The organism is Saccharothrix longispora (assembly GCF_031455225.1).
In the GTDB taxonomy this organism is placed as follows: domain Bacteria; phylum Actinomycetota; class Actinomycetes; order Mycobacteriales; family Pseudonocardiaceae; genus Actinosynnema; species Actinosynnema longispora.
Genome location: NZ_JAVDSG010000001.1, coordinates 5,707,776 through 5,733,809, shown reverse-complemented (window position 1 = coordinate 5,733,809; position 26,034 = coordinate 5,707,776). Strand labels below are relative to the sequence as shown.

Here is a 26,034-nt window from a genome sequence, read left to right as displayed (position 1 = left end):
GGGGAGGGCGTCCGGTGTGCGGGCGCCCTCCCCGGCCGCCCGACGACGCCTGGGGGTGCGTCGTCGCGGCGCGGCGGCGGCCGAGGGCGGTCGGCCGCCACCGGGGTCAGCGGGTGGCCAGGAACTCCTCCAGCCGTTCCACCACGAACGCGTGGTCCTCGGCCTGCGGCAGGCCGGACACGCCCACGGTGCCCACCATGCCCACCCCGGCCACCAGGACCGGGAAGACGCCGCCGTGCGCGGCGTAGCGGTCCGGGTCCAGGCGCGAGTCGCGGTCGAAGTCCTTGCCCGCCGCGCGGAACGACTCGCCGACCCGGAACGAGCTCTGGCCGTAGCGGTCCACGACGCGGGACTTGCGGTCGATCCACTCGTCGTTGTCGGCCGACGTGCCGGGCAGGGCCGCGTGGAAGAGGCGCTGGGCGCCGCGCCGCACGGAGACGGTCACCGGCAGCGCGCGGGCGCGGGCGGCGTCCAGGAGGAACGCGCCCAGCTCCAGCGCCACCTCGTTGTCGAACGCCCGGAAGACCAGCCGGGCCTCCTGGTCGGCCAACTCGTCGAGCAGGCTCACGACGTCACCGCCCGCGCGGTCCGGGCGGGCGTCGGGCGGTCGCGACGGGGCGGTTCGGCGCGCACAGGCATGGCCCCATTAAAGCAACGGCGTTTAGTAAACGCCACACGTGCGAGGATGACCAGGTGCCCAACTTGCGCTTCCTGCGGGGATACAACGACGCGGTGGTGCTGGGCCTCGCCCGGTCCGGCGCCGTCACGAGGGTCGAGCTGGCCGAGCGCAGCGGCCTGACCCCGCAGGCGGTGTCGAAGGTCGTCGGCCGGCTCATCGCGGACGGCCTGCTCGTCGAGTCCGGCACCCGCAACGTCGGCGTCGGCAAGCCCCGCACCCTGCTCGAACTGGTCGCCGACAGCCGCCTCGCGCTCGGCGCGCAGGTCGAGCGGGACGAGCTGCGCGTCGTGCTCACCGACCTCTCGGGCGCCGTGCTCGACCGCGCCGTGGCGCCGCTGCCGCCCGACTTCGACCCGCCCGCGTTCGTCGGCGAGCTGACCCGCCTGGTCGACGGCCTGCGCGACGACCGGCTCCTCGGCGTCGGCATCGGGTTCGTCGGACCGCTCGACCACCGCACGGGCGTCGTGCACTACCCGACGGGGCTGAGCGCGTGGCACGACGTGCCGCTGCGCGCCCTCGCCGAGGAGAGCCTCCGCCTGCCCGTGGTCGTCGACAAGGACACCAACACCGCCGTCGTCGCCGAGGCGTGGCGGCGCGGCGAGGAGGTCAGCGACGCCGTCCTCGTCCTCGTCGGCACCGGCCTGGGCATCGGCATGCTGCTCGACGGCCGCGTGCACCGGGGCGTGCGCACGAACGCCGGCGAGTACGGGCACACCACGCTCCAGGTCGACGGCCCGGTGTGCGTGTGCGGGCGCACGGGGTGCGTCGAGGTCCTGCACAACCTCGCCGCCGCGCGCGGCGACCTGGTCGGCGCGACCGACGTCGTCGGCATCGCCGTGGCCGACCTCGTGCAGCTGCTCGACATCGACCACGTCGTGCTCGCGGGCCGCGCGGTGCTCGCCGAACCCGCCGCCTACCTCGACGGTGTCCGCGCCCGGCTGCCCAAGGACGAGTGGCTCCCGGTGGACGTGTCGATCACCCCGCTGGGGGATGACGTGGTGGCCGCGGGGGCCGCGATGCTCGTCCTGAGCGAGTTCTACGGCCGTCCCCGGTGACGAATTGGAGATGCCCTGCTCACGGGCACCCGCGCGGGTGATTCACTATCCGACATGCATGCGCTCCGGTACGCCGTCGGCACGGACCCCGGCCTGCGCCGTGAAGCGAACGAGGACTCGGTCTACTTCAGCGACCGCCTCTTCGCCGTCGCCGACGGCATGGGCGGCCACGCGTACGGCGAGGTGGCCAGTTCGATCGCGATCGCGGTGCTCGCGGACCTCGACCCGGAGGCGGACGACCCGCTCGGCGAGCTGAACGGCGCGGCCCGGGAGATCGCCATCCGGCTGACCGACCTCGCCGAGGAGAACTTCGACATGCGCGGCATGGGCACCACGCTCACCGCGCTGTGGTGGGACGGCGAGCGGTTCGCCGTCGGCCACATCGGCGACTCGCGCTGCTACCTCGTGCGGGACGGCGAGCTGACCCAGGTCACCCGCGACCACACGATGGTGCAGGCGCTGGTCGACGACGGCCGCATGTCGGCGGAGCAGGCGGGCGAGCACCCCGGCCGCTCGATGCTGATGCGGGCGCTCCAGGCGGGCAGCGCGCACGACCCGGACCTGTTCCACCAGGACGCCGCCGAGGGCGACCGGTACCTGATCTGCTCCGACGGCCTGTCCGACGTGGTCGCGCCCGCCGAGATCGCCGAGCTGCTCACCACGTCGGCCGACGGCGACGAGACCGTGCGGCTGCTGATCGAGGCGGCCAACGCGCGCGGCGGCCCGGACAACATCACGTGCGTGGTCGTGGACGTGGTGCCCGCGGGCAACGCGTCGTGGCTGCCGAAGTGGCTGCGCCGCTGACCGTGCCCGCAGACCTGCCACCCACCGTCGACCTCGCCTGGCGCGACGCCGAGCTGGAGCGCGCCGCCCGCGCGCTCGTCGCCGGCGACACCGGCCCGGCCCGCGCGCTCCTCGCGGCCACCCACGACCCCGAGCGCCGGGACCTGCGCGTCGACGTGCTCGGCGAGGCCGGGCAGCACGTGCTGCCCGCGCTGCACTCCGCCGTGGACGAGCGCCACGACGCCGACAGCCTGCTCCTGCTCGGCAGCGCGCTCAACGCCGCCGCGTGGGAGGAGCGCGGCGAGGCGTACGCGCAGTACACCGAGGAGGACCGGCTGGCCCGGTTCCTCGACCTCGCCGACCAGGCCCGGACCGCGCTGCGCCGGGCCGCCGAGCTGGCGCCGGACGACGTCGTGCCGTGGGCGCGGCTGATGAGCCTCGCCCTCGGCGCCCCGGAGCACGACCAGGACGGCGACCAGGTGTTCGTCCGGGTGCAGATGCTGTGCCCGGACCTCGTGTCGGCCAACGAGCACCGGCTCCAGATGCTCGCCGACAAGTGGTACGGCAGCCACGAGCGGATGCTGGAGTTCGCCCGCGTCCGGGTGTCCGACCTGCCGGCGGGGCACCCGCTGCTCGCGCTGGTCCCCGCCGCGCACGTCGAGGTGCCGCTGCGCGACGCGGAGTCGGTGAGCTTCCGCCGGCGGTGGCGGTCGATCGACTACCTGGCGAGGCGGGTCGTCCGGCTGGAGGTGGCGGCCGTGTCGGACCACCTGCTCGCGGCCGGTGACGCGGAGCGCGGCCACCCGCGGTGGATGCGCGCCAACCAGGTCTTCGCGACCTACTACGCCGGGGTCGAGGCGGTGGCCGGGCTGAAGCGCGAGGACGTGCGCAGGTTCCTCGGGCACATGGCGGAGGCGGGGGAGCGGGCGTCGCGGTGGCCGTGGTCGTACTTCGGCGACCACCACGCGGAGTTCGCCAAGGCCCGGATGCTCGCCGACAAGCTCGGCTGAGCCCGGCGGGCGGGTGCGGCGCGGGCCGGGGGCGGTGTGGTGCGCCCACCGAAGCGCGTGGGCGCGGGCCGACCCGCTCCCGGCCCGATCGCCGCGCGGTCCTACACCGTCTCGGACTGCGGTGCGGCCTCCGACGCGGTCTTCCCGCGGCGGGTGCCGACGACGGCGTCCACCAGCAGGAACGCCAGCAGCGACAGCCCGAACAGGGGCACGAACCAGCCGACCACCGCGGCCACGACGAGGACCGCGACCAGTTGGCCGCGCGGCACCTTGCGCCACTGGCCGCGCGGCACGGGCCTGCCGAAGCCGCGGGTCGGCCTGCGCAGCCACCAGACCCGGTAGCCGAGCACGACCAGCGTGACGAGGCCGAGGCCCAGGGCGAGCAGCAGGAGCTGGTTGGGCCAGCCGAACAGCACGCCCATGTGCGCGTCGATGCCCCACCGCGCCAGCTTCGCCATGAACGGGTAGTCGTCGAACCGCACCTCGTCCACGACCGCGCCGCCGGTGACCGCCACCGCGTCCACCTGGGTGGGCCAGCCGCGCTCGATCTCGGTGACGTGCCACGGCATCCCGGCCATCGCCGGCGGGGTGACCTCGACGAGGGCCGCGTCGACCCCGCCGACGCCGCGCGCCGTCTCCACGATCGAGTCGATCTCGCCCGTGGCGGGCGGGATGGGGTCGCTCATGTCGTGGCCCGCGTGGTCGCCCGGGCCGAGGGACGGCGTGGACCAGTCGAGCGCCGCGCGCAGCGCGGAGACGTTCTCGCCTGCGTAGGTGGACCAGGTCAGGCCGGTGGCGGACAGGAACAGCGCGCCGAGCAGCACCCACAGGCCGAGCGTGGCGTGCCGCTTGGTGGTGGGCTTGAGGCGCTGCGCGCGGCGGCGGCCGAACCACAGGAACACGCCGCCCAGCGCGACCACCCACAGCCAGGACGCGGCCAGTTCGCTGTAGAGCCTGCCGGGTTCGCCGAGCATCAGGTTGCGGTGGACGGTGTCGATCGTGGTGCGCAGCGGCAGGACGCCGCTGGTGCCGTAGGTGTCGAGGGTGCCGACGACCCGCGCGTCCGCCGGGTCGACGAACACCGTGGGTCGGGCGTCGCCCTCGCCCGCGAACAGCACGCGGGTGGTGTCGCCGGGGCCGGGCGCGGGTCGCACGGCCACGGGCAGGTCACCCCGCCGCGCGTCCACGGCGGCCTTGACCTGCTGGGACAGCGGAACCGACTGGGCGGACTCCGGCACGCGCAGCTGGTCGGAGTACAGCCACGACTCCAGCTGGGGAGTGGCCGCGTAGAGCACGCCGGTGAGGGCGGCGACCAGCACGAACGGGCCGACGAGCACGCCCGCGTAGAAGTGGAAGCGCAGCACGAGGCCGCGCCAGGACTCGGACATGGGAGCTCCTGGGTACGGGGAGGCGCCACCGGTCCCGGTTCGGGGCGGTGGTGTGGGGAGGGCGCGTACCTAGGGGCGGGGCGGGCCGCGGCGGGGGACCGCGCGGCGGCGCAGGACGTCCGACAGGGGGTGGTCGGGGTGCGCGGCGATGGGGATGCGCAGCGGCGCCGCGGCGGGCTGCGGGGCGAGGCGGCGCGGCAGCACGGCCGCCAGGGCGGCGGCGAGCCGGAACAGGGCGCCCTCGAAGCCCGCGAGGGCCGAGACGACGACGGCGGTGGCGAGCACGTGGGCCAGCAGCATCGACGGCGGCGGGACGAGGTCGCGCTCGTGCCGGGACAGCACGGCGAGGAGCACGTGCGCCGTCACCTGGACCGCGCCGACGAGGCCGAGCAGTTCGCCGAAGCCGAGCCTGCGGTCGGTCAGCGGCGCGCACGCGCAGCCGATGGACAGCGCGAAGACCAGCACGTGGGGCGGGGAGGGCAGGTGGCCGCCGCCGGCGGCGTGCGCCAGGACGGCGAGCAGGCCCGTGGACACCCCGACCGCACCGCAGCGCACGACGCGCGCGGCGCCTCGGGTGGGGGCCGGTGCCACGATTCCGCAGCGTAGCGGCCGGACGAGCGCGGAAGAAGACCCGAAGGAGGGGCGTGGCAGGGCCAGCCGGACCACGTTGTCCGGGCGACCCCTATTCGCCGCTATTCACGCCCATTCGCGTGGAATATCGACGCCTCAGTTGTAGGGCAGTCCGCCGAACGGGCCGGTGGCCGCCGTGGCAGCGGTGGTGAAGAGCGTGACCAGCAGGGCGGCGACGAGCACTCGTCCGATTCGCATGCGTTCTCCAGTCTGGTGTGGCCGGGGAATTTCGTTGATTACCGTGCCGGCAGTCCGCGGGCCGTGGAGCGTAATCGGCGTGAACAAACATCGGACCGGGCGGCATTCAGGTGAATTCGAAATAAGGTAACACCTTGTTGACGGGGGGTTAGCACCGTATTCTCACAGTGTGCGCGCCGTCACACTCCGCCTCGTCGGTCGCGAGCGGGAGCTGGGCCGCCTCCTGGCGCTGGTGGACGACCTGGCCCAGGGGCGGGGCGCCGCGCTGCTCGTCGAGGGCGAGGCCGGCATCGGCAAGACGGCACTGGTCAAGGCGGCGTGCGAGGTCGCCGCGGCCAGGGGCTTCCGGGTCTGCCGGGGCGCGGGCGACGAGCTGGGCCGCCCCCTGCCGCTGCTGCCGCTGCTCGACGCGCTGGCCGCCGGCCGCTCCGAGAGCTCCGCCGCCACCGCCGAACGGCTGCTCGCCCGGGTGGACGACCTGTGCGCGATCGGCCCCGTCGTGCTGGTGCTCGACGACCTCCAGTGGGCCGACAAGGCGAGCGTGGCCGTGTGGCGGTGGCTCGCCGAACTCGTGGACCAGCTCCCGCTGCTGCTGGTCGGCGTGCTGCGGCCGCTGCCGCGCCGCGACGACGTGGCGGCCCTGCGCAAGGGCGTGGAACGCCTGCCGCTGCCGCGCCTCGACCCGGTCGCCGTGGTCGAGCTGGTCGGGGCGCTCACCGGCGGCACCCCCGACGAGGCGCTGGCCAGGCTCGCCGAGGACGCCGGCGGCAACCCCCTCTACCTGGTCGAACTGGTCGAGGCGCTGCTGCGCGGCGGCGCCGTCGAGGTGGACGCCACGAGGATCGCGCGGCTCGTGCAGCTGGGTGTGCCGCCGTCGCTGTCGGCCGCCATCGCCGACCGGATCGGCTTCCTCGGCGCGGACGTGCGGCGCGTGCTCGTCGCCGCCGCCCTGCTCGGCGTGGACTTCCCGGTCGCCGACCTGGCCGCCGTCCTCGACCGCCGCGTGGTCGAGCTGCTGCCCGCGCTCCAGGAGGCCACCGTGGCGGGCGTGCTGGTCGACGGCACGGCCGGCCTGTCGTTCCGGCACCCGCTGGTGCGCACCGCCCTGTACGACGAGGTCCCCGAGGCGGCGCGCGGCGCGTGGCACGTCGAGGCGGCCCGCGCCCTGGCCGACTCCGGCGCGGGCGTGGACCGGGTCACCCGGCAGCTGCTCGCCGCCGACGACCGCGTGCCCGACTGGGTGGCGGACTGGCTCGTGGTGCACGGCTCGATGCTCGTCGCGCACGCCCCCGAGGCCGCCGTCGACCTGTTCGGGCGGGTCGTGACCTCGCCGAGCGCGGGCGGGCGGCGCGGCGTGCTGCTCGCGCACCTGGCGGAGGCGCGGTTCCGCTGCGGCGACCACCACGGCGCCGAGTCGGTCGCGCTGGCCGGCCTGGAGCACGGCGCGCTCGTGGACCTGCACTGGACGCTGGCGCAGTGCCGCAGCATGACCGGCCGGTCGGCCGAGACGCTGGCCGAGGTGGAGCGCGCGCTGGCCCTGCCGCACCTGACCTCGTCGGACCGCGCCCGGCTGCTCGTGCTCGCCGCCCGCGCGCACTGGGACATCGGGCAGCTCGACGACGCCGAGCGGCTCGCCGCCGCGGCGCTGGTCGACGGCGACCGGCGGGCCACGAGCTGGGCGCTGCACGTGCGCTCGATCGTGGCGATGGTGCGCGGCCGGATGGCCGAGGCGCTGCCCCTGTTCGACCGCGCCCTGGCCGTCGCGATGGGCGAGCCCGCGACGTCCGACCTGCGGCTGCTGCTCCAGATCAACCAGGCGGTGACGCTCGGCGAGCTGGACCGCGGCGCGGAGGCCATCGCCTCGGCGCAGGTCGTGCGGCACGCGGCCGAGCAGGTCGGCAACCTCGTGCGGCTCGCGCAGGCGCAGAGCGCGCTCGGCCAGCTCCTGCTCGACGCCGGCCGGTGGGACGAGGCGCTCGTCGACGTCGACCTGCTCCCCGACGACCTCAAGCACCCGCTGGTGTCGCGCTGCGACCACGGCGTCGCCGCCCTGGTCCACCTGCACCGCGGCGACTCGGTCGGCGCCCGCCGCCACCTCGCCGCCGCGGGCGCCGACCTGGGCGGCCACGTCGTCGGCCCGCTGTCGCTGGCCCTGAGCCTGGAGCTGGAGCAGGCCGGGAAGACGCGCGAGGCGTGGGCCGTGCTCGACGCCGGGTGGGAGTCGGTCGAGGACCTGCTGCCCGACACCGTGCGGCTGGCCGTGGAGCTGGGCGAGGACGCGTCCGCCGCGGTCGCGCGGGCCGAGGCGCTGGCCGTCGAACCGGCCGTGCCGCACCGCCGCGCGTCCGCCCTGCACTGCCGGGCACTGGTGGCCGGCGACCCGGACGGGCTGCTGGCCGCCGCCGAGGAGTACCGGGTGGCGGGCCGACCGCTGTACCGGGCCGCGGCGCTGTCCTCCGCCGCCCTGCTGTTCGCCGCCGAGGGCGACCGGTCCGCCGCGCGGGACGCCATGGGCCGCGCCGTGGAGGTGCAGGAAGAGCTGGGCGCGGAGTGGGACACGACCCGCCTGCTGGCCCGGCTGCGCGAGCACGGCATCCGGCGCGGCCCGCACGCCAAGCACCGGCGGGCCACGCACGGCTGGGACAGCCTCACGCCCATGGAGCTGAAGGTCACCGACCTCGTCGTGACGGGCCTGTCGAACCGGCAGATCGGCGAACGCCTGTTCCTGTCCGGCCGCACGGTCGCCACGCACGTCTCGCACGTGCTCGCGAAGCTCGGCGTCCGCTCCCGCACCGACATCGCGCGCGAGGCCATCCGCCACCGGCGGCCCGCCCAGGACCAGGGGTAGCGCTCCCACGCCCGCCCGGTCACCCCGCCCGGTGGGGGCCGTCGCGCCCGACGCCCGCGCGGCGCGCGTGGTTGGCGTGCTTGCGCGCGGCGAAGGCGTGCGCCTCGGCGAGCAGCGGGCGCACCGCCTCGAACGTGGCGTCGCTCGGTGACACCACGCACACCCAGTGCAGACCCGCGTAGACCGGGTGCGGCATCAGCACGTCCCGCGCCGCGTGGTCGACCTCACCCGGCGCCGACCCGACCACCGCCGCGTACCCCGCCCGCGTCAGGCCGATGTTCAGCCGGTAGTCGTCCGTGCCGTCGAGCGCGGAGCTGTCGTCGTAGGCGTCCCCGGTCACGATCGTCGCGAACGGCACCTGCCGCTCCGGCGGGAGGTCGCCGTCCGGGTCGTAGAGGAAGAACGTGTCGCCGTTCGCCTCCGGCGCCCTGACCCCGTCGAACGTCTCGTCGATGTACCGCGTCACCCGCTCGGCATCCATGCTTCGAGTGTTCCATTGAACTTCCCTGTGAGGGTTCGGCGGAGGAATCGCCGGGAGCGGCGGCGCGAACCCTCAAACCGGGGGTTCCTGGACCTGGCAGCCCGCGGGCCCGGGGCGGCAGGCGGCGGCGCGGGCGAGCAGCAGGGTGCGCTCCCGCCCGTTGCGGGTCATCGCGGCGGCCCGCTCGAACTCCACCCGCGCCTCGGCGTGCCGGCCGAGCTTCGCCAGCAGGTCGCCGCGCACGCTCGGCAGCAGGTGGTAGTCCTTCAGCGCCGGGACGTCCACCAGTTCGTCCACCAGTTCCAGGGCGACGGCGGGCCCGAGCGCCATCCCGATCGCGACCGCGTGGTTCAGCTCCACGACCGGGGACGGGGCGACCAGCGCCAACGCCTCGTACAGGGCCGCGATCCGGGCCCAGTCGGTGTCCTCCGGGGTGCGGGCCCGCGCGTGGCACGCGGCGATGGCGGCCTGGAGCGCGTACGGCCCGGCCGGCCCGCCCAGCGCCTCGGCCCGCTCCAGGGAGGCCAGCCCGCGCCGGATGAGCAGCCGGTCCCAGCGCGCCCGGTTCTGCTCCATCAGCAGCACGGGCTCGCCGTTCGGGCCGACCCGCGCCCTGGACCGGGACGCCTGGATCTCCAGCAGCGCCACCAACCCGTGCACCTCGGGTTCGCGGGGCGCGAGGCCGGCCAGCACGCGGGCCAGTCGCAGCGCGTCCTCGCACAGCGCGGGCCGCATCCAGTCGTCGCCCGCGGTGGCCGAGTAGCCCTCGTTGAAGATCAGGTAGATCACGCCGAGCACGGACGCCAGCCGGGCGGCCCGCTCGTCCTCCGCCGGCACCTCGAATGGGACGCCCGCCTTGGCGAGGGTCTTCTTCGCCCGCACGATCCGCTGCGCCACCGTCGCCTCGGGCACCAGGAAGGCGCGGGCGATCTCCCCGGTGGTCAGGCCGCCCAGCAGGCGCAGGGTCAGCGCGACCCGGGCCTCGGTCGACAGCACCGGGTGGCAGGCGGTGAACACCAGGCGCAGCAGGTCGTCGTCGATGTCGCCGACGCCCGTGCTCGCGTCCGGCACGTGGTCGCGGGCGGTGTCCCGGCCGATCTGCTCCAGCTTGCGCTGGTAGTTCCGCCTGCGCCGGATCTGGTCGACGGCCCGGTTCTTCGCGGCGGTCATCAGCCACGCGCCGGGGTTGCGCGGGATGCCGGTCCCCGGCCACTGCTCCAGGGCGCTGACGAGCGCGTCCTGCGCCAGCTCCTCGGCCAGGCCCACGTCGCGGACCATCCTCGCCAGACCGGCGATCAACCGCGCGGACTCGATCCGCCACACCGCCTCGACCGCGCGACGCGCGTCGGTAGCCATCACGGTCCGGGATCAGACCAGCTACCGGCGCGCGTCGGCAAGGCGGTCGGCCGCCCTCAGCCCCGCGCGGTCGGGTAGCCCTGCTGCGCGCGCAGCTCGTTCTCGCGGTCGACCAGCTCCTGCGGCGCGTTCGCGAAGTCCTCGGACTCGATCACCTGCCGGACCTCGATCTGCGAGTGCCCGCCGGACGTGTTCGGCACCCGCTTGACCCACTCGACGCACTCCTCCAGGGACTTCACGTCGAGCAGCCAGAAACCCGCGATCAGCTCCTTGGTCTCGGTGAACGGCCCGTCGACCACGGTGCGCTCGTCACCGTCGAAGAACACCCGGGCGCCCCGCGAGCTGGGGTACAGGCCCTCGCCGGCGAGCAGCACGCCCGCCTTCACCAGTTCCTCGTTGAAGGCGAGCATGTCCACCAGTTCCTGCTCGGTCGCCTCGATGCCGGCCTCGCTCGCCGCGGTCGCCTTCACGATCACCATGAAACGCATCGTCGTTCTCCTCTTCGGTTCGTGAACCCGGTACATCCTGGCCTCTGCGGGAGCGACGAACGAGCCCCACGCGAAATCGACACGGTGCCGGAACTTTTCCGAAGTTCTTTTTCGCGGGACGCCGGCCGCCGATTCCCGGGTGAGGGGGCGCGCCGGCGGAGTGGTCGTGGGAGGCTCACCGGCGCAGCGCCCGCCGGAGCGTGAACGCGCCCGGCCCGAGGGCGGAGAGGAGCAGGAACGCCCAGCAGTACACGGCCGCCAGCTCGCCGTTGTTGTGGATCGGCAGCAGCGCCACCGGCTGGTGCACGGTGAAGTACGCGAAGGCCATCACGCCGGACAGCACGAACGCGGCGGGCCGCGCCCACAGGCCCAGCAGCACGAGCACCGCGCCGGCCAGCTCGATGACGCTGCCGTACCAGCCCGGCCACGAGCCGAACGGGACCGCGGCGCCCTGGCCGTCGACGCCGCCGAAGAAGCCGAGCCCCATCAGGCCGTGGAAGCCGAACAGGAACGACACGACCAGCCGGAACACGCCGAGCGCGACGTCGTTGCGCCTGGCGGTGCGGGTGTCGGTGGTGGTGGTGCGGGTGTCGGTGGTCATCGCGGGTCCTCCCGGGTCGTCTTGCCAGGGCGACGAACGGGGACCCCGCCGGATCGACACGTCGGTCAGATCTCTTCCGGGATCTTCTCCGGCAGGTCGATCAGCAGGGTGAACCTGCCGGTCGGAGGGGGCAGCGGCTGGCCGCGGCGGAAGAAGCGGACCCGTCGCGGGTCCTCCGCCTCGGCGCGCATCGCCGCCAGGTCCGCCTCGGTGGGGACGCGGGCGACGGACGGGCCGGGCCGGTGGTCGAGCGGCGGCGCGGGCGGCAGGTGCTCGTCGGGCAGCGGCGGCGCGTCGAGCCGGCAGGCGACGAGGCCGGGCGTGTCCGGGAGGTCGGGCGGGAACGACTCGCCCGGCCAGTGGTAGTCGAGGTGGTCCGGCACGCCGGGGAACAGCGGACGGTAGTGCTCGGGGTCCTTGCGCAGCAACGACGACTGGTGGCTGCGGTGCAGCCTCCCGTCACCCAGCCAGGGCGGCAGCAGGCCCTCGCGCAGGCACCAGGACCAGGTCGGCTCCCGCCCGCCGTGGTAGTCGAGGAGCACGGCGCGCACGCCGTCCCGGTGCCCGCGCCGCCGCCACTCGTCGCACACCGCCACGCCGTAGGCGACGAGGGCGGGCGTGAAGCCGCGCCACATCACGACCGCCGGGTGCCGCTTCCAGCCGTACTCGGGCCAGACCAGGGCCCGCAGGACCTGGAGCGTCTCGACCCGCTGCTTGCCGAGGCGTCGCGTGTCCAGCGCCGCGGCGCTGCGGCCGAACGTCGGGTACGGCAGGAACGTCTGCACGCGCCCCGGTTACCCCGGTCGGCGGCGGGCACGCGCGATTCCAAGAGACCGCCGGGCTGTTACCCTGATCGGGTGGAGTTCCAGCGCGCGCGCAGGCCCGAGCAGGTGGCCGAGCGCCGCCGCGCGATCCTCGGGACGGCGCGCGCGATGCTGCGGGAACGGCGGGTCGCGGACATCAGCCTGCGCGAGCTGAGCGACCGGGTCGGCCTGGCCAAGTCGAACGTGCTGCGGTACTTCGACAGCCGCGAGGCGATCTTCCTGGCGGTCCTCGACGAGGAGTGGGGGGCTTGGCTGGACGACGTCGAGCGACGCCTGCCCGACACCGGGGGACCGGTCGCGGTCGCCACCGCCGTCGCGTCGTCCCTGGTCGGCCGGGACCTGCTGTGCGAGCTGGTGGCCGGCATGGCGGGCGTGCTGGAGCGCAACGTCACCGTGGACTCCGCGCGCGCGTTCAAGCTCCGCGCGCACGCCCGCACGACCCGGCTGGCCGACCTGGTGCGGACCCGCCTGCCGGTCCTGGACGCGGCGGGCGCGCGGCACTTCGCGCACGCGGTGCTCGTCATGACGGCCGGGCTGTGGCCGTACGCGAACCCCACCGAGGCGGTCGCCGTCGTCCTGCGCGAGATGGGGTCCCCGCCGGCGGCCGAGCTGTTCGCGACCGGCCTCACCGAGGGCCTGGTCAACCAGCTCGTCGGCCTGGTGGCCCGCGCGGGGGGCGTCGCCGACTACAGTGCCCGCCCGTGAAGGCACTCGTGGTCCGCGGCGGCTGGGCCGGGCACTCGCCCGTGGAGGCGACCGACGCGTTCCTGCCGTTCCTGCGCGGCGCAGGGTTCGCGGTGGACGTGTCCGACTCGCTGGAGGTCTACGACGCGGCGCTGCCGTCCTACGACCTCGTCGTGCAGTGCTGGAGCGACGGCGAGCTGAGCGACGACCGGTTCGCCTGCCTGGAGGCGGCGGTGCGGTCGGGCACGGGCCTGGCCGGGTGGCACGGCGGGTTGGTCGACGCGTTCCGGGGCTCGCGCGGGTACATGCGGCTGGTCGGCGGCCAGTTCGTCGCGCACCCCGGCGACTTCGTGGACCACCGGGTGGAGATCACCTCGACCCACCCCGTGGTGGCGGGCCTGTCCGGGTTCGCACTGCGGACCGAGCAGTACTGGGTGCTGGCGGACGGGCTCAACGACGTGCACGCCACGACCACGTTCGAGCCGGCGGACCCGTGGCACGCGCCGCTCACCGTGCCCGCCGTGTGGACGCGCCGGTGGGGCGCGGGGCGGGTGTTCGCCTGCACGGTCGGCCACGCGCCGGAGGACTTGGCGGTGCCGCAGGTGCGCACGATCGTCGAGCGCGGCCTGCTGTGGGCGGCCCGCACCCGGGGCTGACCGGTTCGGGCGCTGACCCGGTTCGGGCGCCGACCCGGTTCAGGCGGTGTCGGCGGGCAGTGCGGCGGGTTCGGAGTCGGCGAGGTTCTCGGGCAGCCGCAGGCCCTCGTGCAGCGGGACCAGTTCGGACTGGAGCACGAGCGCCGCCGCGCCGATCGCCGACGCCGTGGCCGCCGACCGGGACAGGCGGACGTCCACGGCGTGCGCGGCGCGGGAGAAGAAGGCGCGGTCCAGCTCGTCGCGGACCACCGGCAGGTAGACCGAGCCCGCGATGGCGAAGCTCGGGCCGGTGAGCACCACGACCTCCAGGTCCATGATGTTCGCCAGGGTCCGCGTCGCGACGGCGATGTACCGCGCCGAGCGCTCCAGGATCGCCAGCGCCGACGGCTCGCCGCGCCGCGCCGCCCGGCTGACCGCCGCGAAGTCCGACGACACCGACCTGGACCGACCGGTGAGGCCGGCCGACCGGGCCAGCGCCGCGTCCGCCCTGGCCGCCGCCACCACGGACGCCGGGCCCGCCAGGGCCTCGACGCACCCGCGCGCGCCGCACCAGCACTCCGGGCCGTTCGCGTCGACGCAGATGTGCCCGACCTCGCCCGCGTTGCCGCTGCTGCCCCGGTAGGTGATGCCGTTGATGACCAGGCCCGCGCCGATCCCGGTGCCCATGTAGAGCGCCGCCGAGACGGCCGTGCCGCCGATGCCGCCCGACCAGTGCTCGCCGAGCGCGGCGGCGGTGGCGTCGTTGTCCAGGACCACCGGCAGGCCGGTCGCGGCCTGCAACGCCTGGTCGAGCGGGAAGTCCTCCCACTTGCGCATGGACGGCGGGGTCAGGCCCATCCCCGTGGTCGAGCTGAGCGGACCGGGGGAGACCAGGCCGAGCCCGAGCACCCGATCGTGGTCCACGCCCACGCCGTCGACGAGGCCCCGGACCTCGGCGGCCATCCGCTCGACGACGGTCCGCGGCTCGGCCGCGCCCGCCCCGGCCCGCGAGATGCGCGCGACGACGGACCCGCCCAGGTTCGTCAGCACGTACGTGATGCCGGCGTGGTCCAGGTGCACGCCCACCGCGTAGCGGGCGGAGTGGTTGAGTTGGAGCAGCACCCGCCGCTTGCCGCCGGTCGACTCGGCGCGCCCGGTCTCCACGACCAGGTCCTCGTCGATGAGCTTGCGGACGACGGTCGAGATGGTGGCCCCGGTGAAACCGGTGGCGTTGATCAGGCCGACCCGGCTGATGGTGCCCGCCGCGCGGACCACGTCGAGCACGGCGGCCTTGCTGCTCGCGTGCCGCGTCGCCCGCGCCGGTCCGCTCACCAGGTCCCCCGCGTCCGTCTTAGTTCGTTCGTCGGACGAAGGGTAGCAACTTGGCCGGCAGATGACCGCCAAGTGTTGACTTCGTTTCTTCATTGACTTAACAATCTCGGGCAACGCGGGACCGCGGCCGGTCTCGGGCCACGAGAGGAATCAACGATGTTCCTGAAGGCAAAGCGCCCCTCCCGAGCGCGCACGGCGGCGGCCGGGCTGGCCGCGGTGGCCATGCTGGCGACCGCCTGCGGCGGGTCGGACCAGGCGAGCGACACGAACAAGGACACGCTGATCGTCTACACCGGGCAGTCCGGTGACTGGCAGATCAACTTCAACCCGTTCTCGCCCACCACGCTGGAGGGCCCGGGCACGATCTTCGAGCCGCTGTTCTTCTTCAACAACATCCGCGACGTCGAGCCGCGCCCGCGCCTGGGCAGGAGCTTCACCTGGAACACCGACGGCACGAAGCTCGACGTGGTGCTCCGCGACGACGCCACGTGGACCGACGGCGAGAAGTTCACCGCCGAGGACGTCGTCTTCACCCTCGACATGGTCAAGAAGAACGCGGCCATGAACGGCACCGGCTACAAGGGCACCGCCACCGCGGTCGACGACACCACCGTCACCATCACGTTCGACGAGCCGTCGTTCATGGAGGGCCCGCAGGTGCTGGGCCGCATCTGGATGGTCCCCGCGCACAAGTGGAAGGACCTCGCGACGCCCGCGACCGACGTCGTCAAGGAGCCCGTCGGCACCGGCCCGTTCCAGCTGGAGGACTTCAAGGCCCAGGCGTTCACGCTCAAGGCCAACCCGTCCTACTACGACGGCGAGCCCGCGCTGAAGAAGGTCCGCTACCTCGCGCTGTCCGGCAACCAGTCCGGTGAGGCCGCCCTGCGGCAGGGGCAGATCGACTGGCAGACCGGCCCCGTGCCGGACATCGCCGACGTCGAGAAGAACTACCCCGGGTACAAGGCCATCACCGTCCCGATGAACCAGACGGCCCTGTTCACCTGCTCGAACGCCGCGCTGGGCTGCCAGGGCCCGCAGACCGACGTGGCCGTGCGCAAGGCGATCTACTACGCGATCAACCGCACCCAGGTCAACCAGCTGGCCTTCGAGAACACCTCCAGCGAGATCTCGCCCGGTGCCGCGCTGCTGGAGCGGGACGAGGACGTCGTCTCCGCGAAGCTCCAGGAGAGGTCCGCCCCCATGCAGCCGGACGAGGCCAGGGCCACCGCGCTGCTGGAGGCCGCCGGCTACGCCAAGGGCGCGGACGGCGTCTACGCCAAGGACGGCAAGCCGCTGGCCATGACGCTGAAGGTCGTCGCGGGCTGGACCGACTACATCACCGCCGTCGACACGATGACCCAGCAGCTCCAGAAGGTCGGCATCAGGGTCACCGCGCAGCAGGTGTCCTGGAACGAGTGGTCCGACGCGCGCGGTCGCGGCGAGTTCGAGCTGCTGATCGACGCCCTGAACCAGGGGCCGGCGCCCGATCCGTACTACAACGCGTCGTACTTCTTCAGCACCGCCACCACCGCCAAGGTCGGCGAGGTCGCGAACCCGAACTTCGCGCGCTTCTCCAACCCGGCCGTCGACGCCGCGCTCACCTCGCTCAAGGGCGTCGACCCGAAGGACGCGGCGGCCCGGCAACCGTACTTCGACACCATCCAGACCGAGATCGAGAAGGCCATCCCGTACATCCCGGTGCTGACCGGCGGGACGACCAGCGAGTTCAACGCGAAGAAGTTCACCGGCTGGCCGACGGAGGACGACCTGTACTCGTTCCCGGCCGTCTGGGCGCGCCCGGAGCACTCGGAGATCTTCCTCAAGCTCAAGCCCGCCGGTCGGTGATCGCGCACCGGGGACAGGCGGACCGATGAGGTACTACGCACGGAAGTTCGCGTTCTACCTGGTCGCCCTCTGGGCGGCGCTGACGCTGAACTTCTTCATCCCGAGGCTCATGCCGGGCAACCCGGTGGACATCCTCATGGCGAAGCTCGCGCAGCGGGGCGGAACCGTGGACCCGTCGGCCCGCAGGGCGTACGAACTGCTGCTCGGCACGAACAGCGGCGAGTCGCTCGTCAGCCAGTACTTCTCCTACCTGGGCAACATGTTCCGCGGTGACCTGGGCATCTCGGTGTCGGCGTTCCCGACGCCGGTGTCCGAGATCATCGCGGAAGCGCTGCCCTGGACGCTCGTGCTCGTCGGCATCGCGACGTTCCTGTCGTTCGCCTTCGGCATCGTCCTGGGCGCGTTCGTCGGCTGGCGGCGCGGCACCTGGCTGGACGGCCTGGTGCCCGCCACCACCGTCCTCGCCGCCGTGCCGTACTTCTGGCTGGCGCTGATCCTGGTCGCCGTGCTGGCCTCGGCGCTGGGCTGGTTCCCGCTGCTCGGCGGCTACGACGTCGTCCTGTCGCCGGGGTGGGACGCCGACTTCATCGGCTCCGCGATCCACCACGGCACGCTGCCCGCGCTGACCATCGTCATCTCCTCGGTCGGCGGCTGGCTGCTGGGGATGCGCAACATGATGGTCTCCACCACGGCGGAGGACTACGTGCTGACCGCCCGGGCCAAGGGCCTGCGCGACTCCCGGATCATGATCAAGTACGCGGCGCGCAACGCCGTGCTGCCGTCCGTGGCGGGCTTCGCGATCTCGCTCGGGTTCGTGGTCTCCGGGTCCGTCATCACCGAGCAGGTCTTCTCCTACCCGGGCATCGGCTCCAAGCTGCTCCAGGCCGTGCAGAACAACGACTACGCCCTCATGCAGGGCATCTTCCTCGTGATCACGGTCGCCGTGCTCGGCGCGAACCTCGTGGTCGACCTGCTCTACGCCGTCATCGACCCGCGCACCCGCGTCAGCGGCTGAGAAGGAGAGCGGACACCGTGACCAACCTCAGTCCCGTGACCGTCGCGCCGCCGCCCGGCCGCTCCGGCCGGCGCTCGATGCTGCCGCGCTGGTCGCCGAAGCTGGCGATCGGCCTCGGCCTGATCACCGTCATCACCCTCATCGGCCTGGTCGGGCCGCTCGTCGTGGGCGACCCGAACGCCATCCGCGACACCGGCCTCACCCCGCCCGGCGGCGAGTTCTGGCTCGGCACCACGCTGACCGGCCAGGACGTCGTCGCCCAGATCGCGTACGCCACCCGCGGCTCGCTGTACCTGGGGCTGCTGGTCGGCGTGATGGCGACGTTCCTGTCCGCGCTGTTCGGCATCGTCGGCAGCTACGTCGGCGGGTACGTCGACGAGGCGTTCTCGCTGTTCTCCAACGTCATGCTGGTGATCCCCGGCCTGCCGCTGGTGATCGTGATCTCCGCGTTCGTGCCCGCCGACCAGCGCGGCTCGTGGACGATCGCGGTGGTGCTCGCCATCACCGGCTGGGCCGCGTCCGCCCGCGTGCTGCGCGCCCAGACGCTGTCGCTGCGCAACCGCGACTACGTGGCCGCGGCCCGGGTCGCGGGCGAGAAGCCGTGGCGCGTCATCACCGTCGAGATCCTGCCCAACCTGCTGCCCCTGCTGGCCTCGCAGTTCGTGTTCTCCGTCATCTACGCGATCCTCAGCGAGGCCGGCCTGTCGTTCCTCGGCCTGGGCGCGTCCAACTCGTCCACGCTCGGCACGATGCTCTACTACGCGCAGAACGGGTTCGCCCTCCAGCGCGAGGCGTGGTGGTGGTTCGTGCCGCCCGGCCTGGTCATCGCCCTGTTCGGCTGCGGCCTGTCGCTGGTCAACTTCAGCATCGACGAGATCATCGACCCGAAGCTGCGCGACATCCCCCGCCGCCGGGAGGCCGACGTCGCCCGCACGCCCGAGCCCGTGGCACGCCCGGACGACGACGTGGTGCTGACCGTGCGCGGCCTGTCGGTCGTCTACCAGGTCGAACGGCCCGTGCACGCGGTCGAGGACGTGTCCGTCACGCTGCGGCGCGGCGAGATCCTGGGCCTCGCCGGCGAGTCCGGCTGCGGCAAGACCACGCTCGCCTACGCGGTCAACCGGCTGCACCTGCCCCCGGCCGAGGTCACCGCGGGCACGGTGACGTTCCACGACCGCGAGGGCGGCGACGTCGACGTCCTGGCGCTCACGCCGGGCGAGCTGCGGGCGTTCCGCTGGTCGAAGCTGTCCATGGTGTTCCAGGGCGCGATGAACGCCCTCAACCCGGTCCTCACGGTCCGGGCGCAACTGGAGGACGTGCTCACCACGCACCGCCCGGGGATGACCCGGGAGCAGCGCCGGGCCAGGTGCGAGGAGGTGCTGGAGCTCGTCGGCGTCGACGTGCGGCGGCTGACGTCCTACCCGCACGAGCTGTCCGGCGGCATGCGGCAGCGCGTCATGATCGCCATGGCCCTGCTGCTCGACCCCCAGGTCATGATCATGGACGAGCCGACGACCGCGCTCGACGTGGTCGTGCAGCGCGGCATCCTGCGGGAGATCCTGCGGCTGCGCGACGAGATCGGCTTCGCCGTCCTGTTCATCACCCACGACCTGCCGCTGCTGCTGGAGCTGGCCGACCGCATCGCCGTGATGAAGGACGGCGAGGTCGTCGAGTACGCCACCGCGCAGGAGGTGTACGAGAACCCGTCCCACCCGTACACGCGGCAACTGCTCGACTCGTTCCCCAGCCTGACCGGCGAGCGCGGCGCGTTCGTGCGGTCCGGCGAACCCTCGGCCCCCGGAGGCGTCCGATGACCACCTTGACGGCGAACGGGCTGGTCAAGGACTTCCACGTCCGGGTCGGCCTCAAGCGCGTGAAGCTGCGCGCCGTGGACCGCGTGTCGTTCACCCTCACCCCCGGCCGCACGGTCGCGCTCGTCGGCGAGTCGGGCTCCGGCAAGTCCACCATCGCCCGGATGATCGCCCGGCTGGAGGAGCCCAGCGGCGGCGACGTCGAGGTCACCACCGACGACGGGCGGCGCGTGCCCGACCGGCGCTACCGCGACCACGTGCAGATGGTGTTCCAGGACCCGTTCGCCTCGCTCAACCCGTTCCACACCATCGCCCACCACCTCGAACGGCCCCTCAAGCTGCACGGGCGACCGCACGGCTGGGACGAGGTGGTGCGGCTGCTCGACCGGGTGTCCCTGCCCGGCCGCGACATCGCCGCCCGCCGCCCGCACGAGCTGTCCGGCGGCCAGCGGCAGCGCGTCGCCATCGCCCGCGCCCTGGCGCCCGGCGCGAAGGTCGTGGTGGCCGACGAACCGGTGTCCATGCTGGACGTGTCGGTCCGGCTCGGCGTGCTCAACCTGATGGCCCGGCTCCAGCGCGAGGAGGACCTGGCCGTCCTCTACATCACCCACGACCTGGCGACGGCCCGGCACTTCTCGGACGACATCCTGGTGCTTTACAAGGGACGGGTCGTCGAACGCGGCCCCGCCGACGACGTGATCCTGAACCCGCAGCACCCGTACACCCGCATCCTGGCGTCCGCCGCGCCGAACCCGGACGCGCGCGGTCGCGTCGTCGACATCGACCCCGCCGAGGTCGTACGCGCCGGCGCCGCCGCCGCGTACGACCACCGCACCCGGCGGTGGGAGGACGCGGCGTCATGACGCTGACCTGGTCGACCGGCGCCGTGCGGCTGCTGCTGCGGACCGACGACGACGGCCCGGTGAGCCTGCTCTCGCTGCGCCCGGACGGTCCCCCGGACGGCCCCGGCGTGCCGCTGGTCGAGGTGCAGGCCCACGGGCACGGCCGGTTCCCCGGCAGCCACCGCTACGCCGACACCACGATCGGCGCGCGGCTGCGGTACCGGGACCACTCGGCGTCGGCGGACGAGCTGCGCGTGGTCCAGCACGACGACGTGACGGGCCTCGTGGTCACCTCGGTGTTCCGGGGCGTGGCCGACGTGCCCGCGGTGACGGCGTGGACCGAGGTGGCGGTCACCGGCGAGCCGGTGCACCTCCAGGCCGTCACGTCGCTGTCCACCGGGGCGTTCCTGGTCGACTCCGGTCGCGCGGTCGACGAGCTGGACCTGGTGCACGGCGACTCGGACTGGGTCGCCGAGTCCCGCTGGCACCGCACGCCGCTGCGCGAGGCCGGCCTGGTCCCGATGGACCCGACCGCGCACCACCACGCCTCGCGCAGCCGGTTCGCGCTGACCTCGCGCAGCTCGTGGTCCACGGGCGAGCACCTGCCGTCCGGCGCGCTCGTGGCCCGTGACGACAGCTGGGCGCTGGCGTGGCAGGTCGAGCACAACGGCGCGTGGCACTGGGAGGTCGGCGAGACCGTCGCCGGGGCGTACCTGGCGCTGCTCGGCCCGGCGGACGGCGAGCACCAGTGGGCGAGGGTGGTGACCCGCGACCAGCCCTTCACCACCGTCCCCGTGTCGCTGGCCATCGCCCGCGGCGGGGTGGACGGGGCGTTCGCCGCCCTGACCCGGCAGCGGCGGGCCACGCTGCGCGACCGGCGCGCACCGGAACTGCCGGTGATCTTCAACGACTACATGAACACGCTGATGGGCGACCCGACCACGGAGAAGCTGCTGCCGCTGGTCGACGCGGCGGCCGACGTCGGCGCGGACGTCTTCTGCGTCGACGCGGGCTGGTACGACGAGGACGGCGCCTGGTGGGACAGCGTCGGCGAGTGGCAGCCGTCGCGCACCCGCTTCCCCGGCGGGCTCGGCGAGGTCACCGACCGCATCCGGTCGCACGGCATGGTGCCGGGGCTGTGGCTGGAACCCGAGGTCGTCGGCGTCCGCTCCGCCCTGGCCCGGACGCTGCCCGCCGACGCGTTCTTCCAGCGGCACGGCGCGCGCGTCGGCGAGCACGGCCGGTTCCACCTGGACCTGCGCCACCCCGCGGCGGTCGCGCACCTGGACGAGGTGGTCGACAGGGTGGTGCGCGACTTCGGCATCGGCTACCTGAAGCTGGACTACAACATCATGCCGGGCGCGGGCACGGACGTCGGCGGCCTGGCGCCGGGCGACGGCCTGCTGGGCCACAACCGCGCCCACCTGGCGTGGCTGGACGGCGTACTGGCCCGCCACCCGGCGCTGCTGATCGAGAACTGCGCGTCCGGCGCGATGCGGATGGACTACGCGATGCTGTCCAGGCTGCACGTCCAGTCCACATCGGACCAGCAGAACCCCTTGCTGTACCCCAGGATCGCCGCCGCCGCCCCCGCGTCCGTGCTGCCCGAGCAGTGCGGGAACTGGGCGTACGCACAGCCGGGGATGAGCGTCGACGAAGCGGTCTTCACCCTGGCCACGGGCATCCTGGGCCGGCTCTACCTGGCAGGTCGGGTGGACCTGATGGACGAGGGGCGGCGGGCTCTGGTGCGGTCAGCGGTGGACGCGCACAAGGCGCTGCGGCCGGAGATCGCGGCGTCCGTCCCGTTCTGGCCCCTGGGCCTGACCTCACGCCCCGGTCCGTGGGTGGCGACGGGCCTGCGCGCGGGTTCGACCTACCTGACCCTGTGGCGGCTGCCCGACGCGGCGCCCGGCGTCGCCCTGCCCGTGCCGCACCTGCGCGGGCGGGCCGTGGAGGTCACGCCGGTGTTCCCGCTGTCGGTGTTCCCGCTGTCCACGCCGTCGTGGTCGTTTGACTGGGACGCGGAAGGAGGTGTTCTGCACGCCTCCCACGACGGCACCGCACCGGCTGCCGTCGTGGTCAGACTGTGACCGTCACGCGGCCAGTGCCGGGGTGGGTGGTCGGTGGAGCAGGTTCTGGCGTGGCCTCTGTGCGGGGCCGATGTGTCGGGGTGGGATGAACGTCGGCGTTCCGCCGGTCGTGGTGATCTGCCACTGCGAGTGGTGGATGAGGCTGTGGTGGGTGCGGCAGAGCAGCACGAGGTTCGACAGGTCGGTAGGCCCGCCGTCTGCCCAGTGTTGGATGTGGTGGGCGTCGCACCACTTGGGTGGTCGGTGGCAGTCGGGGAAGGCGCAGCCCCGGTCGCGCGCGTGCAAAGCCCGGCGCTGGGCGACGCTCACGGTCCGTTTGGCGCGTCCCAGGTCGAGCACCTCGGAGTCGCCGCCGAGGACGACGGGGACGATTTTGGCGTCGCAGGCGATGCGGCGGGCTTGGGCCGCGCTGAGGTGTCGGTCGCCGTCCAACAAGGCGTGCCCGACGCCCCGGCGGAGGGTGTCGTGGTCGATGGTGACGCTGATGTGCGGGCGCTCTCCGGCCTCTGACGGCAGGTCGGTGGAGCGTGAGGCGAGGTGGATCAGGTCGGCGAATGCCTCGCCCCTGCGTCGTGCCGCGTCGCGGGGGCCGTCCGGTCGGGGTGTGGAGAGTGGTTCGATCATCGCGGTGAACCGCGCTCCGCTCTCGGCGGACAGTTCTCCGAAGAATTCGAGTCGTCCGCCGGGCAGGTCGCGCAGGTGCAGCACGTCGCCGGGGTCGGCGGCGGCCTCGTCCACTTCATCGACGCGGTCCTGTTCGGCGCGGTCGCGAATCCGGTCGGTCAACTGCCGCACCGCTTTCGGCTCCACCGACCGGGCCGCCTGAACGAGGATTTCCTCCGACCCCTCGGGCAGGCGCAGCGAGATGGCCCGCGCCAGTTCCGTCAGGTGGCCGTCGGAGAGTTCCTCCAACAGCGCACCCGTCGTGGGGTGCAGGGGTGGGAGTGGTTGGCCGGTGGGGCTGAGCGAGGGCAGGAACAGGGTCACCTGCGCCGTCCACCGCTTCACCTCGCGCGCGTCGGCGCGCACCAGACGCCGGTAGGAATCCACGTCCAGCCCGCGCCGCAGCACCTCGGCCAACAACCGCAACCGCCGCACGTGCAACGCCCGCAGCGCAGCCTCCACCTCGGCGATGGTGGCGAACACACCATCGTCGGAGAGCAGCGCGGGCGACACGTCCATGAATTCAGGCTATTCGAACGCGAGTTCCCATTTCATCACTCGATCGGGCGGTAGATGATGTTGGTTCACACCGCCGTCGCCCGCAGCAGCACCAACCTCTCCGGGTGCTGCACCGGGGTCTGCACACCGGCCGACCCGAGCACCCGACCGGGCAGCGTCACCCCCGAGGGCGTCCACCACGGCAGCCGCACGCCCCAGTCGTCCGCGTTCCCGGCAGGCACGTCACCGGGTGCCAGGGGCCGCACGTGGTAGCGCAGATCGGGGGCCAGGCCGGGCAGCCGCACCGGACCGGGCGGGTAGTAGGCCGACGTCGCCACGGACACCACGGCGAACACCGCGTCCGACCCGTCCTCCGCCACCACGCCGTGCACGTCGACCGCCGGGTCCGGGTGGTCGCCGTGCACGGCGACCCCGGTGTGCAGCAGCCCGCGCAGGGACTTGTAGAGGGCCACCCACTCCCGCAGCCGGTCGAGGTCGGAGGGTGATGCCGCCGTCAGGTCCCACTCGATGCCGAAGTGCCCGAACAACGCCGTGCCGGCCCGGAAGTCCAGCGGGTGGCTCCGGCGGGTCGTGTGCGACGTCCCCGCGCCGACGTGCGTGCCCATCAGCTCCAGCGGGATCAGGGCGTTCGTCCACCGCTGCACGGACTGCCGCTCCAGCGCGTCGATGCAGTCCGACACCCACACCCGGTCGGTGCGCTCCAGCACCTCCAGGTCCACCCGCGCCCCGCCGGACGAGCACGACTCGATCTCCACGCCGGGGTGGCGGGCGCGCAGTTCGTCGAGCAGCCGGTACACGGCGAGCGTCTGGCCGTGCACGCCCGCGCGGCCGGTCGGGCGGTGCCCCGCGTCGACGAGGTCGCGGTTGTGGTCCCACTTCAGGTAGGACACCGGGTACGTGGACAGCAGGTCGTCCAACCGCTCCAGGACGTACGCGTACGCCTCCGGCCGGGCCAGGTCGAGCACCTGCTGCGACCGCGCGGGACCGGGCAGCCGGTCGCCCGCCGCCATGAGCCAGTCCGGGTGCGCCCGCGCCAGGTCCGAGTCGGGGTTCACCATCTCCGGTTCGACCCAGATGCCGAACTGCATGCCCAGGCCGGTCACGTGGTCGGTCAGCGGCGTCAGGCCGTCGGGCCACACCTCGTCGGACACGTACCAGTCGCCCAACCCGCGCTTGTCGTCGCGGCGCGAGCCGAACCAGCCGTCGTCGAGCACGAACCGCTCCGCGCCGACCGACGCCGCCGCGTCCGCCAACGCGGTCAACCGGTCCAGGTCGTGGTCGAAGTACACCGCCTCCCACGTGTTCACCACGACCGGGCGCGGCGAGGACGGGTGCGAGGGCCGCGACCGCAGGTGCCGGTGGAACCGGGCGGACACCTCGTCGAGGCCCACGCCCCACGACGCGTACTGCCACGGCGACGTGTACGCCTCGCCGGGCGCGAGCACGACCTCGCCGGACAGCAGCAGCTCGCCCGACCCGAGCAGTGACACCGAGTGGTAGGTGCGCTCGGCGAACGTGCGGTGGTTGCCGGACCAGGCGGTGTGCACGGCCCACACCTCGCCGGAGCGGTTGCCGAAGCCCGCCGTGCCCGCCGCGAGCAGGTACGCCGAGTCGTAGCCGGTGCGGCCCGTCCTGTTCTCCCGGACGCGCAGGCCCTGCGTGAACGCGGTCCGCTGCGGGCTGCGCTCGCGCCCCCAGCGGCCGGTGAAGTCCAGCAGCTCCACGGCCTCGGTGGGCACGGGCAGCGTCAGGTTGACCGCGTCCACCGAGAACGGCCCCGTGCCGGTGTTGGTGAGTGCGGCGCGTTGCCGCAGCAGACCCGACGGCAGCAGTTCGACCGTCAGCTCCAGCTCCAGCCCGGCCGCCTCGTCCGTCGCGCGCACCACCGGCCCGTCCACCGACAGGACGCGGAACGCGGTGGAGAAGTCGCGCCCGGCGCGGTTGCCGACGATGCCGGGCGTGCCGAGCCAGCCGGCCGACTGCTCGGGCAGCACGGCCACGTCCACGGCCCCGTCCACGGAGAAGCCGATGGGGTGCGGCGACCGGGCCAGCACCACCGCGTCGAGTTCGGACTCGGAGAGCGCGCCCAGGTCCGCGCCCCAGTGGCGGATCCGGGGGAGGGTGCCGCCGGTGAAGTCCAGCACCAGGCTCACCCCTGCCGCGCGCAGGTGCCTCACGTCTGCCACTTGTGGCCTTCCTCTCTGGTGGTGAACCTCGTTGACTTACTTTAGTTGCTGGCGTAAGAATCGCCATACCC

The 26,034-nt window shown here is 73.6% G+C and carries 22 protein-coding genes; 11 read left to right on the top strand and 11 right to left on the bottom strand.

Translation table 11 applies throughout. The features are described from left to right. Positions 1-106: 106 nt before the first annotated feature. Positions 107-568 (bottom strand): heme-degrading domain-containing protein, encoded by a 462-nt coding sequence (locus J2S66_RS23950; RefSeq protein WP_310309510.1) that lies wholly within the window; start codon positions 566-568, stop codon positions 107-109. Between the two features lie 125 nt (positions 569-693). Here J2S66_RS23950 and J2S66_RS23945 point away from each other — a divergent pair, with 125 nt between their 5' ends. From J2S66_RS23945 to J2S66_RS23935, 3 genes are read left to right on the top strand one after another with little or no spacing between them, the layout of a single operon-like run. Next, positions 694-1,734: an ROK family transcriptional regulator gene (locus J2S66_RS23945; protein ID WP_310309509.1), complete on the top strand. Its 1,041-nt coding sequence runs from the start codon at positions 694-696 to the stop codon at positions 1,732-1,734. 54 nt (positions 1,735-1,788) lie between these two features. Continuing rightward, complete coding sequence (locus J2S66_RS23940) at positions 1,789-2,538, top strand: PP2C family protein-serine/threonine phosphatase (RefSeq protein WP_310309508.1); 750 nt, start codon at positions 1,789-1,791, stop codon at positions 2,536-2,538. Continuing rightward, positions 2,511-3,527 (top strand): hypothetical protein, encoded by a 1,017-nt coding sequence (locus J2S66_RS23935; RefSeq protein ID WP_310309507.1) that lies wholly within the window; start codon positions 2,511-2,513, stop codon positions 3,525-3,527. The genes J2S66_RS23940 and J2S66_RS23935 overlap by 28 nt, the downstream gene beginning before the upstream one ends. 101 nt (positions 3,528-3,628) lie before the next feature. Here J2S66_RS23935 and J2S66_RS23930 read toward each other — a convergent pair whose 3' ends face one another. After that, the gene (locus J2S66_RS23930) at positions 3,629-4,915 is read right to left on the bottom strand and encodes a PepSY-associated TM helix domain-containing protein (protein ID WP_310309506.1); all 1,287 of its coding nucleotides are present in this window, start codon (positions 4,913-4,915) and stop codon (positions 3,629-3,631) included. Between the two features lie 69 nt (positions 4,916-4,984). Then, entirely contained in the window at positions 4,985-5,506 is a 522-nt protein-coding gene (locus J2S66_RS23925) for a hypothetical protein (protein WP_310309505.1), read from the bottom strand. A 406-nt stretch (positions 5,507-5,912) separates the two neighbouring features. Between J2S66_RS23925 and J2S66_RS23920 the strand changes: the two genes are divergently transcribed. Next, positions 5,913-8,591, top strand: a complete 2,679-nt coding sequence (locus tag J2S66_RS23920; RefSeq protein WP_310309504.1) for an ATP-binding protein — start codon at positions 5,913-5,915, stop codon at positions 8,589-8,591. Positions 8,592-8,610: 19 nt separating this feature from the next. Here the strand turns inward: J2S66_RS23920 and J2S66_RS23915 are convergent, their stop codons facing one another. The 5 genes from J2S66_RS23915 to J2S66_RS23895 form a co-directional block, all read right to left on the bottom strand. Beyond that, positions 8,611-9,072 (bottom strand): DUF6194 family protein, encoded by a 462-nt coding sequence (locus tag J2S66_RS23915; RefSeq protein WP_310309503.1) that lies wholly within the window; start codon positions 9,070-9,072, stop codon positions 8,611-8,613. 72 nt (positions 9,073-9,144) lie between these two features. Beyond that, positions 9,145-10,428 (bottom strand): RNA polymerase sigma factor, encoded by a 1,284-nt coding sequence (locus J2S66_RS23910; RefSeq protein ID WP_310309502.1) that lies wholly within the window; start codon positions 10,426-10,428, stop codon positions 9,145-9,147. Positions 10,429-10,484: 56 nt separating this feature from the next. Next, entirely contained in the window at positions 10,485-10,916 is a 432-nt protein-coding gene (locus tag J2S66_RS23905; protein WP_310309501.1) for a YciI family protein, read from the bottom strand. Positions 10,917-11,091: 175 nt separating this feature from the next. Further along, positions 11,092-11,517, bottom strand: coding sequence for a DoxX family protein (locus J2S66_RS23900; RefSeq protein WP_310309500.1), 426 nt, complete (start codon positions 11,515-11,517; stop codon positions 11,092-11,094). 65 nt (positions 11,518-11,582) lie between these two features. Beyond that, positions 11,583-12,302, bottom strand: coding sequence for an MSMEG_6728 family protein (locus J2S66_RS23895; protein WP_310309499.1), 720 nt, complete (start codon positions 12,300-12,302; stop codon positions 11,583-11,585). 72 nt (positions 12,303-12,374) lie between these two features. Here J2S66_RS23895 and J2S66_RS23890 point away from each other — a divergent pair, with 72 nt between their 5' ends. Further along, positions 12,375-13,046: a TetR family transcriptional regulator gene (locus J2S66_RS23890; protein ID WP_310309498.1), complete on the top strand. Its 672-nt coding sequence runs from the start codon at positions 12,375-12,377 to the stop codon at positions 13,044-13,046. Beyond that, positions 13,043-13,681 (top strand): ThuA domain-containing protein, encoded by a 639-nt coding sequence (locus J2S66_RS23885; protein WP_310309497.1) that lies wholly within the window; start codon positions 13,043-13,045, stop codon positions 13,679-13,681. Before J2S66_RS23890 ends, J2S66_RS23885 begins: the two co-directional genes overlap by 4 nt. A 39-nt stretch (positions 13,682-13,720) precedes the next feature. Here J2S66_RS23885 and J2S66_RS23880 read toward each other — a convergent pair whose 3' ends face one another. After that, complete coding sequence (locus J2S66_RS23880; RefSeq protein ID WP_310309496.1) at positions 13,721-14,992, bottom strand: ROK family protein; 1,272 nt, start codon at positions 14,990-14,992, stop codon at positions 13,721-13,723. Between the two features lie 156 nt (positions 14,993-15,148). Between J2S66_RS23880 and J2S66_RS23875 the strand changes: the two genes are divergently transcribed. The 5 genes from J2S66_RS23875 to J2S66_RS23855 are packed head-to-tail and all read left to right on the top strand — an operon-like array spanning position 15,149 to position 22,595. Then, positions 15,149-16,837: an ABC transporter substrate-binding protein gene (locus tag J2S66_RS23875; protein ID WP_310309495.1), complete on the top strand. Its 1,689-nt coding sequence runs from the start codon at positions 15,149-15,151 to the stop codon at positions 16,835-16,837. Between the two features lie 25 nt (positions 16,838-16,862). Further along, positions 16,863-17,852 (top strand): ABC transporter permease, encoded by a 990-nt coding sequence (locus tag J2S66_RS23870; protein ID WP_310309494.1) that lies wholly within the window; start codon positions 16,863-16,865, stop codon positions 17,850-17,852. A gap of 17 nt (positions 17,853-17,869) precedes the next feature. Beyond that, a complete protein-coding gene (locus J2S66_RS23865; RefSeq protein WP_310309493.1) occupies positions 17,870-19,666 on the top strand; it encodes a dipeptide/oligopeptide/nickel ABC transporter permease/ATP-binding protein in 1,797 nt (598 codons plus the stop codon). Then, positions 19,663-20,526: an ABC transporter ATP-binding protein gene (locus J2S66_RS23860; protein WP_310309492.1), complete on the top strand. Its 864-nt coding sequence runs from the start codon at positions 19,663-19,665 to the stop codon at positions 20,524-20,526. The genes J2S66_RS23865 and J2S66_RS23860 overlap by 4 nt, the downstream gene beginning before the upstream one ends. Beyond that, positions 20,523-22,595, top strand: coding sequence for a glycoside hydrolase family 36 protein (locus J2S66_RS23855; protein ID WP_310309491.1), 2,073 nt, complete (start codon positions 20,523-20,525; stop codon positions 22,593-22,595). The genes J2S66_RS23860 and J2S66_RS23855 overlap by 4 nt, the downstream gene beginning before the upstream one ends. A gap of 3 nt (positions 22,596-22,598) precedes the next feature. Here J2S66_RS23855 and J2S66_RS23850 read toward each other — a convergent pair whose 3' ends face one another. Together J2S66_RS23850 and J2S66_RS23845 are read right to left on the bottom strand one after the other, a co-directional pair. Next, the gene (locus J2S66_RS23850; protein WP_310309490.1) at positions 22,599-23,777 is read right to left on the bottom strand and encodes an HNH endonuclease signature motif containing protein; all 1,179 of its coding nucleotides are present in this window, start codon (positions 23,775-23,777) and stop codon (positions 22,599-22,601) included. A 65-nt stretch (positions 23,778-23,842) separates the two neighbouring features. After that, entirely contained in the window at positions 23,843-25,963 is a 2,121-nt protein-coding gene (locus tag J2S66_RS23845) for an alpha-galactosidase (RefSeq protein ID WP_310309488.1), read from the bottom strand. Positions 25,964-26,034 lie beyond the last annotated feature (71 nt).